Genomic DNA, 376 nt, shown 5'->3' on the forward strand with positions numbered 1-376 from the left:
GTGGCTGTTGCCGAACGCACCGGCCGCGGTATCGCCCTGGAAGACCTGGCGGTATCCGTGACCGGGTCACGGTTTCCCGGCACCAGCGAGCCACACTCACCAGCTGGCCGTTCCACCGGCTCGAACAGCACCTCCGCTACAAAGCGAAACGCGCCGGTGTGCCGGTGCTGCTCGTCGACGCGCGGTACACCAGCCAGATGTGCCCGCGATGCGGGCACACCGAACGCGCCAACCGCCCCAGCAGGGACCACTTCTGTTGTCGCCGGTGCGGTCTCGCTGGACCCGCCGACGTCGTCGCCGCCGTGAACGTCCGAAACCGGGCACGGTCGGTGTGGGTACACGTCAACGTGCCCGACCCGGCAGCTGCCTGAACAGC

1 protein-coding gene is annotated in these 376 nt (G+C 68.9%); it reads left to right on the forward strand.

From position 1 onward, the window contains the following. Positions 1–371, forward strand: a 371-nt coding sequence (locus FXN61_RS50015; protein ID WP_223165939.1) for a zinc ribbon domain-containing protein, incomplete at its 5' end; no start/stop codon positions are given. Between the last annotated feature and the right edge of the window lie 5 nt (positions 372–376).

Source organism: Lentzea indica (genome assembly GCF_012184385.1).
In the GTDB taxonomy this organism is placed as follows: Bacteria; Actinomycetota; Actinomycetes; order Mycobacteriales; family Pseudonocardiaceae; genus Lentzea; species Lentzea indica.